Annotated in this window: 15 protein-coding genes; 14 read left to right on the forward strand and 1 reads right to left on the reverse strand. The window is 62.4% G+C overall.

From position 1 onward, the window contains the following. From BGC09_RS22285 to htpG, 6 genes are all read left to right on the forward strand, one after another. A partial coding sequence (locus BGC09_RS22285; RefSeq protein WP_176728959.1) for a WD40 repeat domain-containing protein occupies positions 1-1,250 on the forward strand: 1,250 nt, incomplete at its 5' end. Between the two features lie 94 nt (positions 1,251-1,344). Next, positions 1,345-3,303 carry a WD40 repeat domain-containing protein gene (locus BGC09_RS22290; RefSeq protein ID WP_084659041.1) on the forward strand — a complete coding sequence of 653 codons (1,959 nt, stop codon included), beginning with the start codon at positions 1,345-1,347 and terminating at the stop codon, positions 3,301-3,303. 358 nt (positions 3,304-3,661) lie between these two features. After that, positions 3,662-3,865, forward strand: coding sequence for a hypothetical protein (locus tag BGC09_RS17145; protein WP_069805459.1), 204 nt, complete (start codon positions 3,662-3,664; stop codon positions 3,863-3,865). Between the two features lie 363 nt (positions 3,866-4,228). Then, positions 4,229-4,456 (forward strand): hypothetical protein, encoded by a 228-nt coding sequence (locus BGC09_RS22615; RefSeq protein ID WP_141727835.1) that lies wholly within the window; start codon positions 4,229-4,231, stop codon positions 4,454-4,456. A gap of 85 nt (positions 4,457-4,541) precedes the next feature. Further along, positions 4,542-5,291 (forward strand): hypothetical protein, encoded by a 750-nt coding sequence (locus BGC09_RS17155; protein WP_069805461.1) that lies wholly within the window; start codon positions 4,542-4,544, stop codon positions 5,289-5,291. 525 nt (positions 5,292-5,816) lie between these two features. Continuing rightward, positions 5,817-7,697, forward strand: a complete 1,881-nt coding sequence (htpG, locus tag BGC09_RS17160) for a molecular chaperone HtpG (RefSeq protein WP_069805462.1) — start codon at positions 5,817-5,819, stop codon at positions 7,695-7,697. A 143-nt stretch (positions 7,698-7,840) separates the two neighbouring features. Here the strand turns inward: htpG and BGC09_RS17165 are convergent, their stop codons facing one another. Continuing rightward, positions 7,841-8,413: a DUF1697 domain-containing protein gene (locus tag BGC09_RS17165; RefSeq protein ID WP_069805463.1), complete on the reverse strand. Its 573-nt coding sequence runs from the start codon at positions 8,411-8,413 to the stop codon at positions 7,841-7,843. A 40-nt stretch (positions 8,414-8,453) separates the two neighbouring features. Between BGC09_RS17165 and BGC09_RS17170 the strand changes: the two genes are divergently transcribed. From BGC09_RS17170 to BGC09_RS17205, 8 genes are all read left to right on the forward strand, one after another. After that, a complete protein-coding gene (locus tag BGC09_RS17170) occupies positions 8,454-9,443 on the forward strand; it encodes a glycosyltransferase family protein (protein WP_069805464.1) in 990 nt (329 codons plus the stop codon). Beyond that, positions 9,431-9,913 carry a hypothetical protein gene (locus BGC09_RS17175; protein ID WP_069805465.1) on the forward strand — a complete coding sequence of 161 codons (483 nt, stop codon included), beginning with the start codon at positions 9,431-9,433 and terminating at the stop codon, positions 9,911-9,913. The genes BGC09_RS17170 and BGC09_RS17175 overlap by 13 nt, the downstream gene beginning before the upstream one ends. Positions 9,914-10,192: 279 nt before the next feature. Next, on the forward strand, positions 10,193-13,306 hold the full coding sequence (locus tag BGC09_RS17180) for a sigma-54-dependent transcriptional regulator (protein WP_069805466.1): 3,114 nt from the start codon (positions 10,193-10,195) through the stop codon (positions 13,304-13,306). 480 nt (positions 13,307-13,786) lie between these two features. Next, entirely contained in the window at positions 13,787-14,119 is a 333-nt protein-coding gene (locus tag BGC09_RS17185) for a PTS sugar transporter subunit IIB (protein WP_069805467.1), read from the forward strand. Beyond that, the gene (locus BGC09_RS17190) at positions 14,116-15,519 is read left to right on the forward strand and encodes a PTS sugar transporter subunit IIC (RefSeq protein ID WP_084659042.1); all 1,404 of its coding nucleotides are present in this window, start codon (positions 14,116-14,118) and stop codon (positions 15,517-15,519) included. The genes BGC09_RS17185 and BGC09_RS17190 overlap by 4 nt, the downstream gene beginning before the upstream one ends. Before the next feature lie 492 nt (positions 15,520-16,011). Further along, the gene (locus BGC09_RS17195; RefSeq protein ID WP_069805468.1) at positions 16,012-17,127 is read left to right on the forward strand and encodes a sugar ABC transporter substrate-binding protein; all 1,116 of its coding nucleotides are present in this window, start codon (positions 16,012-16,014) and stop codon (positions 17,125-17,127) included. Between the two features lie 253 nt (positions 17,128-17,380). After that, positions 17,381-18,220, forward strand: a complete 840-nt coding sequence (locus BGC09_RS17200) for an ATP-binding cassette domain-containing protein (RefSeq protein ID WP_176728960.1) — start codon at positions 17,381-17,383, stop codon at positions 18,218-18,220. Further along, entirely contained in the window at positions 18,217-19,440 is a 1,224-nt protein-coding gene (locus tag BGC09_RS17205; RefSeq protein WP_069805469.1) for a sugar ABC transporter permease, read from the forward strand. Before BGC09_RS17200 ends, BGC09_RS17205 begins: the two co-directional genes overlap by 4 nt. The last annotated feature ends 190 nt before the right edge of the window (positions 19,441-19,630 follow it).

Consider the following 19,630-nt stretch of genomic DNA (forward strand, 5'->3'; position numbering starts at 1 on the left):
CCCCTGACGGCTCCTTCCTCGCCTCCGCCTCCACTGATGGCTCTATCACCCTCTGGTCCCCATCCTCTAGCCAGCCTTTGCTGCGCCTCTCCACCCCCACTCTCTCCCCTATCTCCGCCCTCGCCTGGTCCCCTGACGGCTCCTTCCTCGCCTCCGCCTCCACTGATGGCTCTATCACCCTCTGGTCCCCATCCTCTAGCCAGCCCCTCTATCTCCTCGCCCTTCCTGCCCCCGCCCCTATTTCTTCCCTCTCCTGGTCTCAGGATCGCTCCCTCCTCGCCGCCTCCTCCCACGAGGACCCTTCTCTCTCAGTCTGGTCCCTCCCCGCTCGGCAGCCTCTCCTCTCCTTCCCCGCCTCCGCCCACCGCTTCACTACCACCCTCTGGCTCCCCAGCGGCTCCCGTCTCGTCTCCGCTGATCAGCACGGCTCTGTCCATCTCTGGCATCCCCACAACACTGAGCCCCCTCTGCTCCTAGGCCTCCATTCCCAGCCCATCACTGCTCTCTCGTGTTCCCCCGACGGCTCCCTCCTCGCCTCCGCCTCAGAAGACGGCTCCTTCACCATATTCAATACTCCCTCCGGCCTCCTAGTAAGACGCCTCTGGGAAACCGCCTCCGGCCAACTCGATGACCCTCAGCATGCTCCCTGTCCCATCTCCGCCCTCGCCTGGTCCCCCGACGGCTCTCGCCTCGCTATTGCCAACCGCCGCGGCATGATCTACCTCCGAAATGCCCTCACGCATCAGATCCTTCTCAAGCACTCCAGTCACGAAGGCTGGTCCCCCTCTCTCGCCTGGTCCCCCGACAGCTCTCGCCTCGCTATTGCCTTCCGCTCCTCTCACATCCCCCCTTCCGTCTCCATCTGGCAGGCCGATTCTTTCCAGCCCCTCCTGCACTACCACGGCCACGAGAACGATCTCTACGCCGTCTCCTGGTCTCCCGATGGTTCCCTGATCGCTTCCGCCTCCCGCGACTCTCTCCATCTCTGGGACCCCTCCTCCGGCCAGCTTCTGCACCGCTGGCCCTGCCGTCCCTCCCACTCCCCCGTCTGGTCCCCCGACGGCTCCCTCCTCGCCTTCGACGGCCCCCACGGCCTCGAAATCCGCTCCGTCCGCTCCGGCCTCCCTCTCCTCTTCCTCCCTGCCTCCTCCCCCTGCGCCTGGTCCCCCGACGGCTCCCTCCTCGCCTCCCTCTCCCCTTTCTCCGTCGACCTCTGGCCCGTCTCCTCTCTCCTCGCCTCCCCCTCTTGACTTCCCCCACTCATTGCCCTATCCTGTCTCTCGCCAGCTCTCTTGCTCGCCCTCTCTCCCGCTCACCCTGTTCACACGAAAGGAGGTCTTTCCCATGCTCCAACCCCTCTTCCGCTACTACGGCCCTCAGGCCTCCGGTATTACCTCCTTCGCCTGGGCTCCCAACGCCCCCCTTCTCGCCCTCTCCACTATCTCCGATCAGATCCAGCTCTGGGACCTCTCCTCCCGCTCCCTCCTCCGCTCCTGGCCCGCTCCCGCCTCCTCACATCTGACCTGGTCCTCCGACGGTTCCCTCCTCCTCTCCAGCTCCGGCCACCTCTGGGACCCCTTCTCCGGCCAGCTCCTCTCCCGCCTCCCTGACCATCCCTCTCCCTCCTCTCTCTCCCCCGACGGCTCCCTCCTCGCTTCCTACTCTCACCCTTCACACGCCCTCCTCCTTTGGGAGTCCCACCGGGGCCTCTTCCTCTATCGGCTCCCCCACCCCCGACCTATTAGCGCCTTCTCCTGGTCACCCGACGGCTCCCTCCTCGCCTCGACCACTGAGGGCCTGCTCAACGGCTCCCTCTCTATCGAGAGCCAGCTTCAGCTCTGGGACCCTTCCTCCGGTTCTCTCCTCCGCTCCTGGCCCGCCAGCTCCCTTCCTCCACTCTCCTGGTCCCCTGACGGCTCTCTTCTCCTCACCACAGTCGGCGACCTCTGGGACTCTCGCACCGGCCAGCTCCTCCTCCGCCTCCCTGACCACGCCCCTGCACCCATCTCCGCTCTCGTCTGGTCCCCCGACGGCTCCCTGATTGCCCTCGGCCATAAAGATGGCTCCCTCTCCCTCTGGCATCTTCCTTCCAACCAGCTCCTCCTCCGCCTCTCTGCCCCCTCTCCTTCTCCCATCTCCGCCCTCGCCTGGTCTCCCGATGGCTCCCTCCTCGCCTCCGCCTCCACTGATGGCTCCCTCTCCCTCTGGCAGACCTCCTCCGGTCACCTCCTCGACCGCCTTTCTCTTCCCTCCTCCTCCAGCTTCGCGCTCACCTGGTCCTACGACAGCTCCTTCCTCGCTTGTGCTTCCTCCCCCAATCCCCAGGCTTACTCCTCCTCAGCCCTCCTTCCGCCCTTACAGGAGTACTCCGTTACCGTCTGGCACACCTCTTCTAAGCAGCCTTTCCTCTCCTTCCCTGCCTCTGCCCACCACTTCACTACCGCCCTCTGGCTCCCCAACACCCCCGTCCTCGCCATCGGCGATCAAGCTGGCTTCCTCCATCTCTGGCACCCTTCCCCCGGCCAGCCCCCCCTGCTCCTGCACGCCCATTCCCAGCCCATCTCCGCCCTCGCCTGCTCCCCCGACGGCTCCCTCCTCGCCTCCGCCTCCGAAGACCACACCGTCGCCATCTGGCACACCCCTTCCGGCCGCCTCCTCCGCCGCTATACCTCCCATTCCTACAAAGTCGTCGCCCTCGCCTGGTCCCCTGACGGCTCCCGCATCGCCTCCGCCGACGATGAGGGCCTGATCCACCTCTGGAACCCTCTCACCGGCAAGACTCTCCTCACTAAGCCCTTCGAGCACGAATGCTGGTCCCCCTCCCTCGCCTGGTCCCCCGACGGCTCTCGCCTCGCCGTCACCGCCTGGTCCGATCTGCTCCCTCCAACCATCTCCATCTGGCAAGCCGATACCTTCCAGCCCCTCCTGCACTACTATGGTCACCACCACGATATCTACGCCGTCTCCTGGTCTCCCGATGGTTCCCTCATCGCCTCCCTTTCCAGCGACTCCCCCAATGATCCCCCCGCTTCTTCGATTCTCCATCTCTGGGACCCCTCCTCGGGCCGCCTTCTGCACCGCTGGCCCTGTCACGCCTTCCTTGCTCCCGTCTGGTCACCCGACGGCTCCCTCCTCGCCTTCGAGGGTCTACAAGGTCTTGAAATCCGCTCCGTCCGCCCTGGCCTTCCCCTTCTCTTTCTCCCTGCCTCCTCCCCCTGCGCCTGGTCACCCGACGGCTCCCTCCTCGCCTCCCTCTCCCCCTTCTCTGTCGACCTCTGGCCCGTCTCCACCCTCCTCTCCTAGCTAATCGGCCCAGCAGGCGCCCCGACTTCCAAAAGAGCAGATACCCGGATAATTGACGCCAGCAGCGGGGAAAGCCACCTTTAGACCGGTGCCTTCTCCGCTGCTACCCCTCCGGCACAGCTAAACACCCCGAAAAGAACCTCCCCTTCATCCTATTGACAACGACCTCGATGAAGGGCGTCTCCAAGCCCACAGAGAAGACGCTGCTAAAGGACCTCCTGGAGACCGTGACGAAGGATGCCATTGAGAAAGGTCTGCAAGAGGGCCTCCCGAAGCTACTGGGTAAGGCGGGCTCGCAGCAAGAGCGCCCGCTGACTATATTTTTCAGCCGCGCCAAGGGCGATGAAGACTACCAGCATTGAGGTTGATTAGGCTGGAAGATGGCCAGCGGTATACTCGCGATAATCGTCGCCTCTACACATTCAAGATGGCGAATGTCAAGGAGATCACGGCGCTCGTCCCCGACCTCGATGCCAGTGATCAGGCTTTGAACGACATACAAAACCAGATCTGGAAGTTCACCACTCCTAATAAGGGAATATCCGTCGAGCTGAGGAGATAAAACAAAGGAGCGAAGCCTATCCTGCATCTCGTTTTCACGCGCGTCTATCCTGAAGACCTGGGCAAGCCCACTTTCGAGCTGGAAGACTCCTCTCAGGGACGAGGCACACTCGGCTTCAGCCAGGCGAGCTTGCGCTCACTCCTCAACCTGCTGCAAACTCGCCTGGAACGGCTGGGGCTTGCCAGCCGCCCACCAACTTTTAGCCCTCTTTCAGAGCCTGCCACAGCCTCTTTCTTGGGAGATAGGCGGGAGCTTGCCAGCCCTCGCCTGCTGGGAATCGATGATCTGACGGCAGATCTTCGCAGCGGCAGGCTTACCCCTGACGATCTGTTGCCCATCCGTGTCTTTCGCAAGGTTCCAGAGATGGACGCCCGGGGCCCGCTTTCCCGCGGCGGCTTGCGTGGAGATCCTGCCTATCTCGATAATGGAGCATGGTATACCCTCGATAACCGACTGCTCGCCGCGGGAAAGCGGGCCGGCATCACCGACACCCCTGTCCTGGCGGCTGACCCAAGCGATCTTGGAGTAGCCAGCCTTCGCCGGTTGTTCAGAACGCTCAAGTGCGAGCGCTGGAAGTTTGGCCATCCATAGTAGCATTGCAGGACAGGCGCGGCCAGGCTGTGACCCTCCAGGGCCGACTTCGCCAGTCCCAACAAGAAGGGAGCAGAGTCATAGCATGGACCAGGAAGAACACCTTGATCCCCTTTCCTCTGATGATATTGCCTTCTTCAGATTAAACCGCTCTCAGGCCCAGGGTTGGCGCTATCTGATCTTTAGCTCATCCCTCTACCTGGCCCACATGATGGATTGGACAGCCGATGTGCTCGGCTATCGCCTACTGCCGCCTGCCAGCCCGCTTTTTGTCGAGCTTCGTCCGCTGCACCTCGATGAAGATTTTTTCAGCGATGACCCTTCAGATGATACATCCCCCTTCCTTCCCGATCAGGAAGGAGCTGGCTATCTCGCGCTTTCTCCCCACCGCCTCATGCTCGTTGTAGACTTTCTCGAAGGTCTTTTGCAGGAATCCATCGATCCACTTCCTTCTGCCCCCTTGTTCTATCCCCTCAGCTCTGAGGATCTCAAAGCCTGGCGGCTTGACCCCCTCTTCTTACGCAAAGACCGAAACGGACAGCCATCACCTCCTCTCTGGTATCGCTACGAACCAGAAGAGTCTGTCCGTCCTCTGGAGACTCTCCCCGAAGGGATGCGTGTCGTTCAGCTGCCTCCCTATGGCCCTGGTAAGACTAGTTACCGCTATGGTCATGGCAACTTTAGCTTGCTCTTCACCCGTGTCTACGAGACAGATTTGCAAGATCCCTCCTTTGAGCTTGCAGATTCTTGTTGGGGCCGGGGAACTCTTGGCTTTAGTCGCACGGGCCTGCGCCAGTTCGCTGGGCTGCTCAAAGCCGGGCCTGCCCGACGCTGAGCCGCTCGCGTCACGCTGCTACCTCCCTCTCAGTCAGAGAGCAACGGGCGCTGTCCCGCTGGCTACCTTCTCGCCACACCTGTCCGCCCTCTGTCCACTCCTGATCAATCTCCCTCCCATCACTGCCTGGGCTTTTCCGGCTGGCGGCAGCCCTCAAGCAAGCCAGAGCCTGACGATAGCGAACACCAAGCCCGCTCGCTCCCTCAACGGCAGCACCGGCAGACCGGCCCAGCCCTAATACAGCGGACGACGGGCCGGTTCTTCTCCTGACCTGGCCCTGGCTCTGGCAGCACACGCAGAGCAGGGCAGGCTTGCTAGCGCCTGAGAGAGAGCCAGGCGCTAACAGATTTCTAACGTTTCTCCCACACTCTTCTAACACAGCCTATGGCATCATATGTACCGTGGGGAGGTGTACCATACCACCGCAGAGCGGAAGAGGCCACATACAAGCCAACTCGCTAAAACCCGACCGACGCGATGCACCAGGCTTCCCAGGGATCTGCGTAGCTAATATGGAGGTGTGCCATGCCAGTTGAAACCCATAAGGAAACGCTGGGCTTTCAGGCGGAAGTCAAGCAATTGCTTGACATCATGATTCATTCTCTTTACAGCAATAAAGAGATTTTCTTGCGTGAGCTTATCTCGAACGCATCAGATGCCATCGACCGCCTGCGCTTCGACGCGCTCTCGAACCCCGACCTCTACGAGCGCGATGCCGACTTCAAGATCCGCGTCTCCTATGACCGCGACGCGCGCACCATCACGGTGAGCGACAACGGCATCGGCATGTCGCGCGAGGAGGTGATCCAGAATATCGGTACCATCGCCAAGTCGGGCACGCGCGAATTCTTCCAGTCGCTGACCGGCGACCAGCGCAAAGATGCCATGCTCATCGGTCAATTTGGCGTCGGCTTCTACTCCTCGTTCGTGGTAGCCGATCGCGTCACCTTGCTGACGCGCCGCGCCGGCCTGCCCGCCGATCAGGGCGTGCGCTGGGTGTCCGACGGCCAGGGCGAGTATACGATCGAGACCATCGAGAAGCCAGGCCGCGGCACCGACGTCATTCTGCATCTGCGCGAGGGCGAGGACGAGCTGCTCAATGGCTACCGTCTGCGCTCGATCATCCGCAAGTACTCGGACCATATCCAGCTCCCCATCGTGATGAAGGTCGAGGGCAAGGACGAGGAGGAGGTCGTCAATAAGGCTTCAGCCCTGTGGGCCCGCCCCAAGAGCGAAATCAGCGAGCAGGAATACAAGGACTTCTATAAGTACATTTCACACGACTTCGCCGACCCGCTGGCCTGGGTCCACAGCCACATGGAGGGCACCCACGAGTATACGCTCCTGCTCTTCATTCCCTCACAGGCACCTTTCGACCTGTGGCTGCGCGAGCGCCATCACGGCGTCAAGCTGTATGTGCGCCGCGTCTATATCATGGACGATATCGAAAATAAGCTGCTGCCGCGTTATCTGCGCTTCGTGCGCGGCGTCATCGACTCCGATGACCTGCCCCTCAATGTCTCGCGCGAGATGCTACAGCAGAACCGCCTGATCGATACAATGCGCGCCACGGCGACGAAGAAGATCCTGGGCCTGCTCAGCGATATGGCCGAGAAGGAGCCGGGCAAGTATGCTATCTTCTGGCGCGAGTTCGGGCGCGTCCTCAAAGAGGGTCTGGTCGAGGATAAGGCCAATCGGGACCAGATTGCCCGCTTGCTGCGCTTCGCATCAACGACTAGCGGTCCCGAGCAGTCGGTCTCGCTGGAAACCTACGTCTCGCGCAAGAAAGAGGGCCAGGATAAGATCTACTACCTGCTGGCCGAAAGCTACGAGGCCGCCAAGGATAGCCCGCTGCTGGAGATCTTCAAGCAGAAGGGCGTCGAGGTCCTGATCTGGACCGACCCCATCGACCATTTCGTGCAGCACGAACTGCAAGAGTATGGCGGTCTGGCCTTCCAGTCGATTGCGCGCGGCGAGGTCGACCTGAGCAAGCTAGAGGATAAGCAGGAGCAGGAGGAGCGTCAGAAGAGCGCCGACGAGGTGCGCGACCTGCTGGAGCGCTTCAAGAAGGTCCTCAGCGACAAGGTCAAGGATGTGCGCACGACAACTCGCCTGACAACTTCACCCGCCTGCCTGGTGGTCGACGAGGGCGGCATCGATCCCAACTTGAAACGCCTGCTGCAGGCTGCCGGCCAGGCCGTGCCCGCCGATAAGCCAATCATGGAAATTAACCCGCAGCACCCGATTATTCAGCGCCTGCGCCATGAACAGGACGAGGAGCGCTTCGCCGACTGGGCCTGGGTCCTCTTCGATCAGGCCGTGCTCAGCAGCGGCGACCAGTTGGAGAACCCGATCAGCTTCGTCAACCGTCTGAACAATCTGCTGACACGTCTGGGAACAGAGTGAAGTCGCAGCTCACTTTTGCCTCGCCCGCAACCGTTGTCCCAAGCCAGGAGGGCGCTACTCTAGCCGGTCCGGTGCTCCGCCGAGAGGACAGCGGGGCGGGCGAGCTGGTTTCTTCTGACCCCCTGATGCCGCTCTCTCCCAGGCTACGCCCACTCTCCCTCTTGCCTTTGCCGGAGAAGCTGCCTTATCTGGAGCAAGGTCTTCCAGTTACGCCCTGTGGCAGGACAGCCAAGGGCACGCTCAAGGGCCAGAGTCGTCAGCTTCGAGCGTCCGATCCCATGGGCATACCAGACATACAGCTCCTGACCATGCGCCGAGAGCTGCAGCTGCTCGGGTCCCGCAGCCGCCAGTCGCTGCAAGGCTGTGGTTGCCTCTGGCAACGGGGTTGCAATCAGGAAGAGTGCCACGAGACGCTCAGGCGCCTGCTCGGCCTCTTGCAAGAAAGGATTCGCCCGTATGGTCTCCTCCAGATCAGCGGCTCTGCGCAGGGCGACCCGGCTGGCGAAGCCAAACTCCTGGAGGAAGCGCCCCTCAATCTGACAAGCCAGACTCAGGGCGTCACCTTCGTCGCTGGTGAAGAGCACGTTGCCCGTCTGGATATACGTATTGACTGCCTGCAGTCCCAGGGCCTCATGCATCCTCTTCAGCGCCGGCATGGAGACCACACCGTGCCCACCAACATTGAGCGCGCGAAAAAAAGCCACATAGGTTGTCATCACTCCAAAGCTCCTTCTTTGTCTGGCGCTGGCCCTGGCTGTGCGCCTCTTTCTGGCGATTCGTCACAACCCGGTCATTGAAGGAGACGAGGCGCTCACCGGCATCCAGGCGGAGAACATCCTGCATGGCGAGTGGCCAATCTACTACTACGGGCAGCCCTATATGGGGAGCCTGGAAGCCTATATCATTGCATTGTTTTTCGCCATCGCCGGGCCATCGGTACTGGTCCTGCGCATCGCGATGAGCTGTACTTCGCTGTTCCTCGTCTGGCTCACCTGGCACTTTGGCGAGGCCCTCGCCAGCGAGGCCGGCCTGCGCGCAGGCCCTCGCCGGCTCTTCCTGATAGTGGCGACAGCCATCGCTGCTCTGCCCCCTCTTTACGATGCCGTGCTGGAACTACGCACCTACGGCGGCTATACCGAGGCCATGATCGTGATGCTCTGGCTGCTCTGGGCAACGCTGCGCCTGACTCAGCGCTGGCAGCAGGGCGCCAGCCGGCGCGAGTTAGCCTGGCGCTGGGCAGGAATCGGTCTGCTGATCGGCCTGGGCCTCTGGATCGATCCCTTGATCGCCTACGCTCTGGCCACGATGGCCCTCTGGCTCGCTGGCTTCCTCTGGCAGGCATGGCCGCGACAGCACAAGCAGAGCGAGAGAGGCCAGAGCAAGAGCAATCAATGGGCCCGGCTAAAAGCAGGCTTCTTCCCAGCACCAGCGGCACTGCCGTCACTGCTGCTGGGATTGGGGCCAGCGCTCATCTACGGCGCACAACATAGCTGGGAGAATTTTCTCTATATGCTGCACGCTGGACATCCTATCGCCGCCCCAGGCAGCCGGCTCCACATACTGCGCGAAGTTGTCACTTTCTATACACGTTGTATGGCGCCGCCGCGACAGAACAGGATGCCTCCGCTTCTAGAGCTGCCTCACCCAGCACAGAAGCCAGGGCAGAGCCGCGCGCACCCCATCCGGGTAAGCAGCCCGTCCTCTGGCAGTCGCTGCTGCGTCCCACGTTCCTGGTGCTGCTGCTGATCTGTTACTTCAGCACGCAGTTCTCGGCCTACACGGTGGCCAACACGCATAACACGTTCGAGACCTCCGGCTGCGTTCAGGCACCGGGTGACTATACACCCATCATCACCTATCTGCGCCAGCAGCACATCAGCTACGCCCTGGCGACCGCCTGGGTCGGCAACCCCATCACCTTTGTCACCAATCAGCAGATTCTGGTGACTGAGCCACGTGCGCGTGTACCGGCCTATAGTCAGAAAGTGCTCCATGCAGCTCACTATGCCCTGCTACTACTCGTCCATCAGGATCAGAGCAAGCCAGCCATTGTGCAGGCACTACAGCAACAGCACTGGCGCTATACGTTGAAACGCTTCCCAACGGTGCCCGGTTGGGAACTGATGGTCGTGATCACCCCGGACCACCATGTCTCACCGACTGATCCCGCCTTTCGCCAGGCACTCACCCAGATCTATAACCGCTGCGATGCCTGAGAGCCTGCCTTTAGAGCGCCCGCCGAGCCAGACAGCCCGTGAGGTCAGCACAGTCCTGTTTGCCAGGCTCACCCCTTTCCAGCAACACCTGCCTGCGAGCGGCAGGTGTACTGCCACTTCACAGGTCCGTCGCCAAATCGCCGCAGCGGTGGCCGGTCCAGCTCTTTCCGTCCCGAGACAGGAACGCCGCCCGGTTGTATTTACGGGCAAGTGGTGTTAAACTGAACACTGAACAGACAGGGAAACCGCTGAGCTGGTCAGTCAGAAGGAAGACATCGCTTGCTGCGCAAAGATCGCGTCTTTGAAATCTTGCGCGCCATGTGTGCGGAGGCCGCCGCTGCCCCCGAAGGCACGGCGCTCAGGCGCAAGCGAGGGTTCAGCGCCGAAGAAGTCGCGGAACGCGCCGCTATTGATCGCACCAATGCCAGCCGTGACCTCAACCAGTTAGCACAGGAGGGGAAGGTCGAGCGCATTCCTGGCCGTCCTGTCCTGTTCGCTGTCAGGAGCCTCTCACCCCAACCGTCACCGCTGCCGGTCGGGTCAGAGCCATCGTCGGCCAGGGAGTCGCAGCAGAAGCAGACCCAGCAAACGCAGGCCCCGGCGGCCACTCGCCAGCAGCCAGATCTGCCGAAGCTGGTCAGACCAGAGGCTCCCAACAAGCTGCCGGTGGTGGTGGCCTCCATGCAAAGTGGAGCCATAGTTACCAGCTTCGAAACGCTGGTCGGGAGCGACGAAGGACTGAAGGTCGCTATCCAGCAGGCGAAGGCGGCCATGCTCTACCCGCCGCACGGGCTACATACTCTCATCTGCGGCCCCAGTGGCGTAGGCAAGACCACTTTTGCCCGCCTGATGCATGCCTTTGCCATCGAATTTGGAGCCTTACCTCCCAACGCGCCCTTCATCTCCTTCAACTGTGCCGACTATGCCGGCAATCCTCAGCTGCTCATGGCCCACCTCTTTGGGGTTGTCCGCGGGGCCTACACCGGGGCCGAGCGCGACCGCCCGGGCCTTGTCGAGCAGGCGAACGGCGGCATTCTCTTTCTCGACGAAGTGCATCGCCTCCCGCCCGAGGGACAGGAGATGCTCTTCTACCTGATGGATCGCGAGCGCTTCCGCCGTCTGGGCGACGTCGAGGAGCGGCAGGCCAGCATTCTGCTCATCGCCGCCACCACCGAGGACCCCGGCGTCACCTTGCTGCCGACCTTCCGCCGGCGCATTCCCATGCTCATCACCCTACCTGGTCTGGCCGAGCGCTCAATGCAGGAGCGTTACGCCCTCATCCGCGCCTTCTTCACCACCGAATGCAGCAGCATCGGCGCCAACATCCACGTTGAACCCCAGGTCATCCAGGCCCTCCTGCTCTACGAATGCCCGGGCAACATCGGGCAACTGCGCACCGACATCCAGCTCCTCTGTGCCCGTGCCTATCTCGACTACCGCACGCGCAACCTCAGCGAGCTGCACGTCGACGTCAGTATCTTGCCCGATCACGTGCGCCGCGGCCTGCTGCGCACTGCCGAGCTGCAGCGCTCGCTGGAGCCGCTGCTTGACGTCCTCAAGGTTGCTCACATCTTCACCCCCACCGGCCTCAGCCTCGATGTCCTCCCGCACTCGGCCCGCGACCTCTACGAGACCATCAGCCAGGAGGTGCGCGCGCTGCGCCGCAGCGGCCTCACCGACAGCGAAGTCAATCGTCTCCTGCAGCTAGAGATCCAGCACTACTTCCAGCGCTTCGCCGACGAGGTGACGCGGGCCCGCCAGGAGGCAGCCCCGCACCTGGTCGACGAGCAGGTCGCCGCCGCCTGCCGCGCCGTGGTCGATTACGCCGCCCAGCGCCTGGAGCGCGACCTGCCCGAGAAGCTGGCCCTCGTGCTGGCCATGCACGTCACCAGCACGCTGGAGCACCTGGCCCGCGGCCACCAGGTCCCCGCTTCGGTCATCGAATCCGTGGCCGAAACTTATCCGCGCGAATATGAGGTAGCGCGCGCCGCCCTGGCTCAGCTGCGCAGCGCCCTCCAGGCCCCGCTGCCCGAGAGCGAGGTCGATGTGCTGGCCGTGCTCCTCGCCCATGCCGATAGCCTGCTCAGCAGCGAGCAGCCTGGGGTTGGCATTGTGGTCGCCGCCCACGGGCGCGGCATCGCCGCCGGCCTGGCCGAGCTGGCCAATACCCTGGTCGGCGTCAGAACGGTGCGCTGGGTCGAGCTGTCGCTGGAGCAGTCGCCCGACGAGCTGGTGGCCCAGGTTGCCAGTTGGGTGCGCGTGGCCGACCAGGGGGCCGGCGTTCTGCTCCTCGTCGACTTTGTCTCTTTGCTCTCCCTGAGTGAGCTAGTCGAGCAACAGACCGGCGTGCGCGTGCGCACGGTCTCCGACGTCAGCGCTCCTCTGGTGATCGAGGCAGTGCGCCGCGCTCAGCGCTCGCGCGATCTGAGTCTCGACCAATTGGCCGAGAGCCTGACCCTCAACCGCGCCATCAGCAGCCGTAGCAGCAGCCGCGAGCGCCACACTGAGCCATTGCCCACGAGCGGCGCAGAAGGCTCCAGCCGCGAGGCCGGGCGCGTGATTCTCTCAGTGTGTCTGACGGGCTTCGGCAGCGCCGCCAAGATTGCCGAGCTGATCAATGAAGCCCTGCCCGGTCTGCACAGGCAGGGGATCGATATCCTGTGCATGGATATGACGCTCTCCTACAAGACGCGCGAGGACATCCAGCAACTCGTCGGCAACCGCCAGGTGATCGCCGTTGTGGGCACCATTAACCCACACCTGGACGATTATCCTTTTATCCCCTTGACGGATCTGCTCTTCGGCGATGGCCTGGCCCGCCTGCGCACCCTGCTGGGGGAGACGCTCATCGATCCAGCTCTACTGCAAGCCGGGCGCGAGCAGGAGCCAGCGATGACGACCCCGCTCACGCTGCCCCTGGCCAGTGCAGTGACCGCAGGCTGCCCCTCCCTGGGGGAAGCGCTGAGCGATGGCAACGGGACCCAGGCGAGTCAGGCGCAGCTCTTCTCACGCCGCGCCGATCTGGTGCGCCAGCTCACGGAGACCCTCAACCAGCGCATGATTTTCCTCAATCCGGCGCGCGTTATGCCCCTGCTCGATCGGATGATCGAGCTGATCGAGGTCGAGGTCGGCGAGAGCTTCCCGATGGAAGTCCTGGCCGGCCTGATGCTCCACCTGGCCTGTATTTTGGAGCGCGGCGTCCCCTACAAAGGGATGCTGGTGAGCGAGGCGGTGCGCCACCAGGTCGAACAGCAGTTTGCTCGCGACCTCTCGATCTGCCGCCACGCGCTGCAGCTCTTGGGAGAGCAGGTCGGGCGCTTCCTCCCCGATGAAGAGGCTTACAATATCGTCTGCATTCTGCGTCAGCTCGACATCTTCGCCGCCCGCCCCTGATCCTCTCCGACGGCTCTCAGCACCCACCGCAGACCCGGTATATGTGCGGCCTGGGGTCGTGGCCAGGCCCCAGGCCGCACCATATCCCGCTGAACTACGTATAATAAGGGCAAAAGGAAGTACAGAGCACCCTTAGTCGAGCGAGCGACATCTCTCAAAGGAGCCAGGGACGTGCTTGGTTTGCCGGAAGGCCAGTCCGCCCTGCTGTCCAGCTCACTGCAGCCGGGTTTAACTGGCACAGCCGGACTGAGTTCACCCCACTCATCGCCGTCCAGGTAGCAGATGGTGCGTCCCTCTAGTGTGCTATCTGTGCTACACACATTTCTGGCATAGTTCTTGCTAAAGAGAAGAGTGACCCCGCAGTGCGGTGGTAAGCACGGACCTTCACAGCTCTCCTCCGGAGAGTTTGCCCCTGGTCGAGACTCAGGGCCAGGATAGGAGAAGGGAAGGCGAGCCAGTGTGCGGCGGGAAGGAGCGAGCATGATCCGAGTCCTGATTGTCTGCAGCTGGGGCATGTCCACCAGCCTGCTGGTGGAAAGCATGCTCGAAGCGGCAGCAGCACGCAATTGCACACTCAGCGTCGAGGCATTGAGCGCCGGCGAATACATGGACCGGCTGGACGAGTGCGATGTTGTACTCATTGCTCCGCAGATTCGCCATCTGCGCAAGAGCATCGAAAAGCTGGCGCAGGAAGCCGGCAAGCCCGTGGCTTTGATCGAGCCATTTCACTATGCAACGATGAACGGTGAGGCCGTGCTGGAGCAAGTGCTCTTGCTCCTGCAAGGGACGCAGGAAGGTCAGGCACAGCCATGAATGCGATGATCGAGAAGAGCAGCGCCTGGTTTGAGCGCTATCTGGTACCACCGCTGAGTGCGATCGCCAGCAATATCTACCTGCAGGCGATTCGCGACGCCTTCATCATCTTCACGCTCCCGCTGATCATCGCGGGCAGCATCTTTCTGATCATCGCCAACCCGCCTGTTCCAGCCTTTGCCCAATTTCTCCAGGCCCATGCAGGCATTCAAAACGCCATCTTGGTGCCTTTCAACCTCTCCTTTGGGCTCATGGCGCTCTTCCTGGCCTTCGGCGTGGCCTACAGCGTTGCCCAGTACCGGCGTACCGAGCCGGTGCAGCCGGGCGTTCTGGCGATGGTCCTCTTCCTGGTCGCCAGCATGCCGGTCACCAACCTCAATAGCCTGACGCTGGGCACCATCCTGCCCTATCTCGGCGGTCAGGGCCTGCTCATCGCCATCCTGATCGGCATCCTCTCCAGCGAGGTCATGCGCTGGTTCCGCAGCTCCCGCTACACCATCCGTCTGCCGAAGAGCGTGCCTGCTAACGTTAAGCGCGCCTTCGAGGCGCTGGTGCCTGCTGTGCTGCTCATCACAGCCATCTGGCTGCTGGAGTGGTTCGTCAGCTCGCATACAGTGACGACGACCGACAGCAGCGGCCATCGCGTGACGTTGCAATTGACACTGCCGATCTTGCTGATGAAGGTCTTTGAGCCGTTGGTGGTGGTGCAGGACAGCTATCCAGCGGCCCTGCTGGAGATCATCTTGATGATGTTGCTGTGGTCGGTGGGCATCCACGGGATGAATATCGTGACGGCGATCGCGGCCCCTTTCTGGTTTAGCACCCTGGCCGCCAACGCCGCCGCCGGCCCGGCCCACGCCCACGGCATCGTCACTGAGCCGTTCTTCCACATCTTCGCCCACCTGGGCGGCTCAGGCGCAACCTGGCCGCTGGTGATCTATATGCTACGCTCGCGCTCGGCCCAGTTGCGTACCGTTGGCAAGGTCGCCCTGGGACCGGCGATTTTCAATATCAATGAGCCTGTCACGTTTGGGGTCCCCATGGCGTTGAACCCGCTCATGATGATCCCTTTCGTGCTGGTTCCCGTCACCATCGTCACCATCAATTACCTGGCCTTCTCTTTCGGCCTGGTCCATGTGCCGATGGTGATGCAGCCTTTCACCGTTCCCGTCGGAATCAGCGGCTTCGTGGCTACCGGGGGCGACATTCGCGGCAGCCTCCTGCAGTTCTTCGATCTCGCTGTTTCCGCTGTGCTCTATTATCCCTTCTTTAAAGCCTGGGAACGCATCTTGATCGCCCGCGAAGAGGCGGCAGCCCGCGGCGAAAGCGAGCGCGCCACCGCGACGGCAGGTCTGTCTTCGGCCAGCAGCGGCGTGCGCCGTGGCGCTATGAGCCGCTAGCCAGGGCCTGGGGCCTCGGGTACCGCCAGGGAAAGGCTGGCCGTATCGCCCTGCCCCGTCCGCCCGTCTGCCCGCTCACTCGCTTGCCTCTGAGTGTCGGCGAGATGATCAGGAAAGAAAGGAGGTTGGCATCTCTCCCGGCAGGAGAGGGCGCGCTGCGTCCCCTTCCTGACCCGGTGGCAAGGTCTGGTCTTCATGTCTCTGAAGACAGGCATACGAGCGAACAAACGGACAAAAGCATGAGCGACGCTTTCCTGCTTTTCTGCTCATGCGCCTGACACGCGCACCGTCAGCCTCGCGCAAACAGGTTGACGCGCCGTGGTCAGAGCCGATGTCGGCGTGCTTCGCTTACCCCTTCAGGGGTGGCGAGGAGTCATCTTCAGTGAGGCAGGCGACTCTCTGCTTCTCAGTGGTGGCCTGTCTCGCGACCAGGCAATGCCTGCTGTCTAGCTCATTGCACAGAGTTCTCTACGAAAGGATAGGGTGCGAACAATGACGTTATTTATCCGACAGCGCAGATTTGCTGCCGTAGCGATCACGCTGCTCTTATCTCTCCTTTTAGCCGCCTGTGGCAGCAGCGGTAGCACAGGTGGGACCTCGTCCTCTGGAGCGGCTAATGGCAAAGGATGCATGAAAATCGGCATTCTCCTGCCGGAGACGGCCACCTCGGAGCGCTGGGATGCCAAGGACAAGCCGGCGCTGATCAACGGCATTAAGGCGGCCCTGCCCGGGGCGACGGTCGACTATAACAACGCTGAGGGCAACAAGGACGAGCAGCTCAACCAGGCCGAGGCCGACCTGACGCGCGGCGACTGCATCCTGGTAGTGGGCGCCGTCGATAGCGATGCCGCCGCCGCCATCGTGGCGAAGGCCAAACAGCAGGGTGTGCCGGTCATCGCCTACGACCGCCTGATCCAGTCCAAGGACCTGGCATACTATGTCTCCTTCGATAACGTGCGCGTCGGCTACCTGCAGGGCCAGTACATCGTCCAGCATCATCAGAAGGGCGACCGTGTCGTGATGATCAACGGCTCGCAGACCGACAACAACGCCGTCCTCTTCCGCCAGGGCGCGCACCAGGCGCTTGATCCGCTCTTCCAGAGTGGCGAGCTGAAGCTGGTCTACGAGACCTATACGCCTGGCTGGGATAACGACACGGCGCGCACCGAGATGGATCAGGCCCTGACGGCCAACCAGAACAATATCCAGATCGCCTATGTGGCCAACGATGGTATGGCCAACTCGGTGATCGCCGCCCTCAAGGCTCAGCACCTGGATAAGAAGGTGCTGGTCACCGGTCAGGATGCCACCGTCGCTGGTATCCAGAACATCCTGACGGGCGAGCAGGCGATGACGGTCTACAAGGCCATCACCAAGGAGGCTAACGCGACCGCCCAGTTGGTGGCGGCTATCAGCAAAGGGGAAGACACCTCGAAGCTGACCAACGGCCAGACCAAGACCAAGGATGGCGGCAACATTCCATCGGTCCTGGAGACACCGGTTGCTGTCGATAAGTCCAACATCGCTTCGACAGTGCTGGCCGATGGCTTTGTGACCAAAGAGCAGATCTGTCAGGGCCTCCCAGCAGGGACCGGAGGCATCTGCTAATCCCCTTCTCCCTGGCTGTCCGCCTGCCGCAGAATGGTTCGCAGTGGGCTGCTCTCGATCCCCCTGCTGCTATATAATAGCAGTACAGACCGCGACAGCAGCTGTGAATCACCGGCAGGCGAAACGGGCATGATTACCAGCTCATCGGCGAGCAGGGCACCCGTCCGGTCAGTCGGCCACCAGGCCTGTCTGCCTTTCCCATTGCTCGCCGATGAGCCATGTGTGTCATTAGTTTGCTCATTGTGGAGGCCACATGGCAGACAGTTCGATCAGTACACCAACCGCTCCTTCTCGGCCCGGCCAGACGGGCGTGGCTGAGCCACGTCTGCGCCTGACCGGTATCAGCAAGGCATTCGGGGCCGTGCAGGCCCTTTCCAATGTCGACTTCGAGGTCTACGCTGGTGAGGTCGTCGGCCTCGTGGGCGATAATGGCGCCGGTAAATCGACGCTGGTCAAGATCATCTCCGGCGTTGAGCAGGCTGACAGCGGCGAGATTTTCCTGGAGGGCACACCGGTGAAGATCACCGGTCCCAGTGTGGCAACGCGCCTGGGGATCGAGACCGTTTATCAGGACCTGGCGCTCTGCGATAATCTCGATGTGGTGGCCAACCTCTTCCTTGGCCACGAGGAGCTTGATCTCTGGCCCGTGCTCTCTGAGGTGCACATGGAGCGCGAGGCCCTGCGCGTGCTCAGCGTGCTCGATGTCAAGATTCCCTCGGTGCGCGTGCCGGTCTCGCTGCTCTCGGGCGGTCAACGCCAGTCTATCGCAGTCGCTAAGACAATTCTGCGTCAGGCCCGGGTGGTGCTTCTGGACGAGCCGACGGCAGCGTTGGGCGTGGCCCAGACGCGCCAGGTGCTCAATTTGATCAAGCGCTTGCGCGAGCAGGGCCTGGCCGTGGTGGTGATCTCGCATAACCTGGCCGATGTTTTTGAGGTCGTGGACCGTGTGATTGTGCTGCGCCTGGGGCGGCGCGTGGCTACCTTCGATGTGAAGACGGCGACGCCCGAGCGCGTGGTGGCGGCCATCACCGGCGCGGAGTTTGGCGCTGAGGTGGACGCGAATGGCTCGAATGGAGGAGGTCTGCAGTCATGAGTGAAGCTGTGAAGCAGAAGCAACCAGCCCCGACGACCAGCGTTGAGGTGCCCTCCAGGTTGCCGCGTCCTACGGTGGGCCAGCTCCTGCGCACCGATCTGGGCTTTGTGCCCGTGCTGCTGACCTTGCTGGTCATCGCCGCCTACTTTGCTTTGACGACCGGCGGCCTCTTTTTGACGCCGCGCAACCTCTCAAATCTGGTGCTGCAGATCACACAGATCGGTGTGTTGGCCCTGGGCAGTACGCTGGTGCTGCTGCTGGGTGAGATCGATCTGTCGGTGGCAGCGGTGAGTACGCTCTGCGCGGTGGTGATGGGCGTGCTGACCGAGCGCCAGGGCATGTCAGCGGGCTGGGCAATTCTGGCCGCGCTGGCGACAGGCGCCCTCGCGGGACTCATCAATGGCTTGCTGGTCGCCTTTATCCGCATCCCTTCGTTTATTGTGACGTTGGCGGCCTCTATCGGCTACTCTGGTCTCTTGCTCTACCTGCTCGCCGGACAGAGCACGCTGATTATCCATAACCCCTTCATTGTCTCGCTGGCGAATAACTATCTGCCGGACGTGCTGGGTGTCGGCTTGCCAACGCTGGCGCTCTTGCTCTATATTGGATTCGTGGTGCTCAACTACGTGCGCCGCCGGCAGGCGGGCCTGCGCACGCAGCCGCTAGCGCGTTTGCTCCTGCAGATCGTGATTGTGGCGGTGATCGTCGAGGGCGCGGTGGCCCTCTTCGAGTCCTACCTGGGCGTGCCTCAGTCAGTGGTTTTCCTGACCGGATTGATCTTGCTCTGCTGGCTCTTGCTGACAAAGACGCCCTTCGGGCGCTATGTCTATGCCGTTGGAGGCAACGCCGAGGCGGCGCGCCGCGCTGGTATCAATGTGTCACTGATTCGGGTGGCGGTCTTTACGATGTGTTCGACGCTGGCGGCCATCGGTGGCGTGCTGGCGGCTTCGCGCGGCCTGGCGGTGGCCAGTCAGATCGATCCAACTCTCCTGCTCGATTCGATCGCGGCGGCAGTGATCGGCGGAGTGAGTCTCTTCGGCGGCAAAGGCTCGGTCTGGTCCCTGATTCTGGGCGCGCTGATCATTGGTAGCCTGGAGAACGGTCTCGACTTGAAGAGCCAGGGCACCGACGTGAAGGAGATGGTCGAGGGCGTGGTCCTGGTGCTCGCGGTGGCTGCCGACGCCCTGATTCGTCGCGCTCAGGCTCGCCGTGGCCGCTAGGCCGCCTGCTGCGCGTGCTCAGCGTGCTCAGCGCCGTGAGACTTGCGCTGGCCGACGAGCGGCTGACCCCGGTCCTGGTCTGGCGCTGATGTATACGCCTCGCTTGCTGGCTCGCTCCGACTCCACAGCGAGGCGCTGGCCCGGGACCACCCGTCGCCCGCCGCGCTGATCGTAAGGCAAGGCAAGGCAA

The organism is Thermogemmatispora onikobensis, from assembly GCF_001748285.1.
GTDB classification, from domain to species: Bacteria; Chloroflexota; Ktedonobacteria; order Ktedonobacterales; family Ktedonobacteraceae; genus Thermogemmatispora; species Thermogemmatispora onikobensis.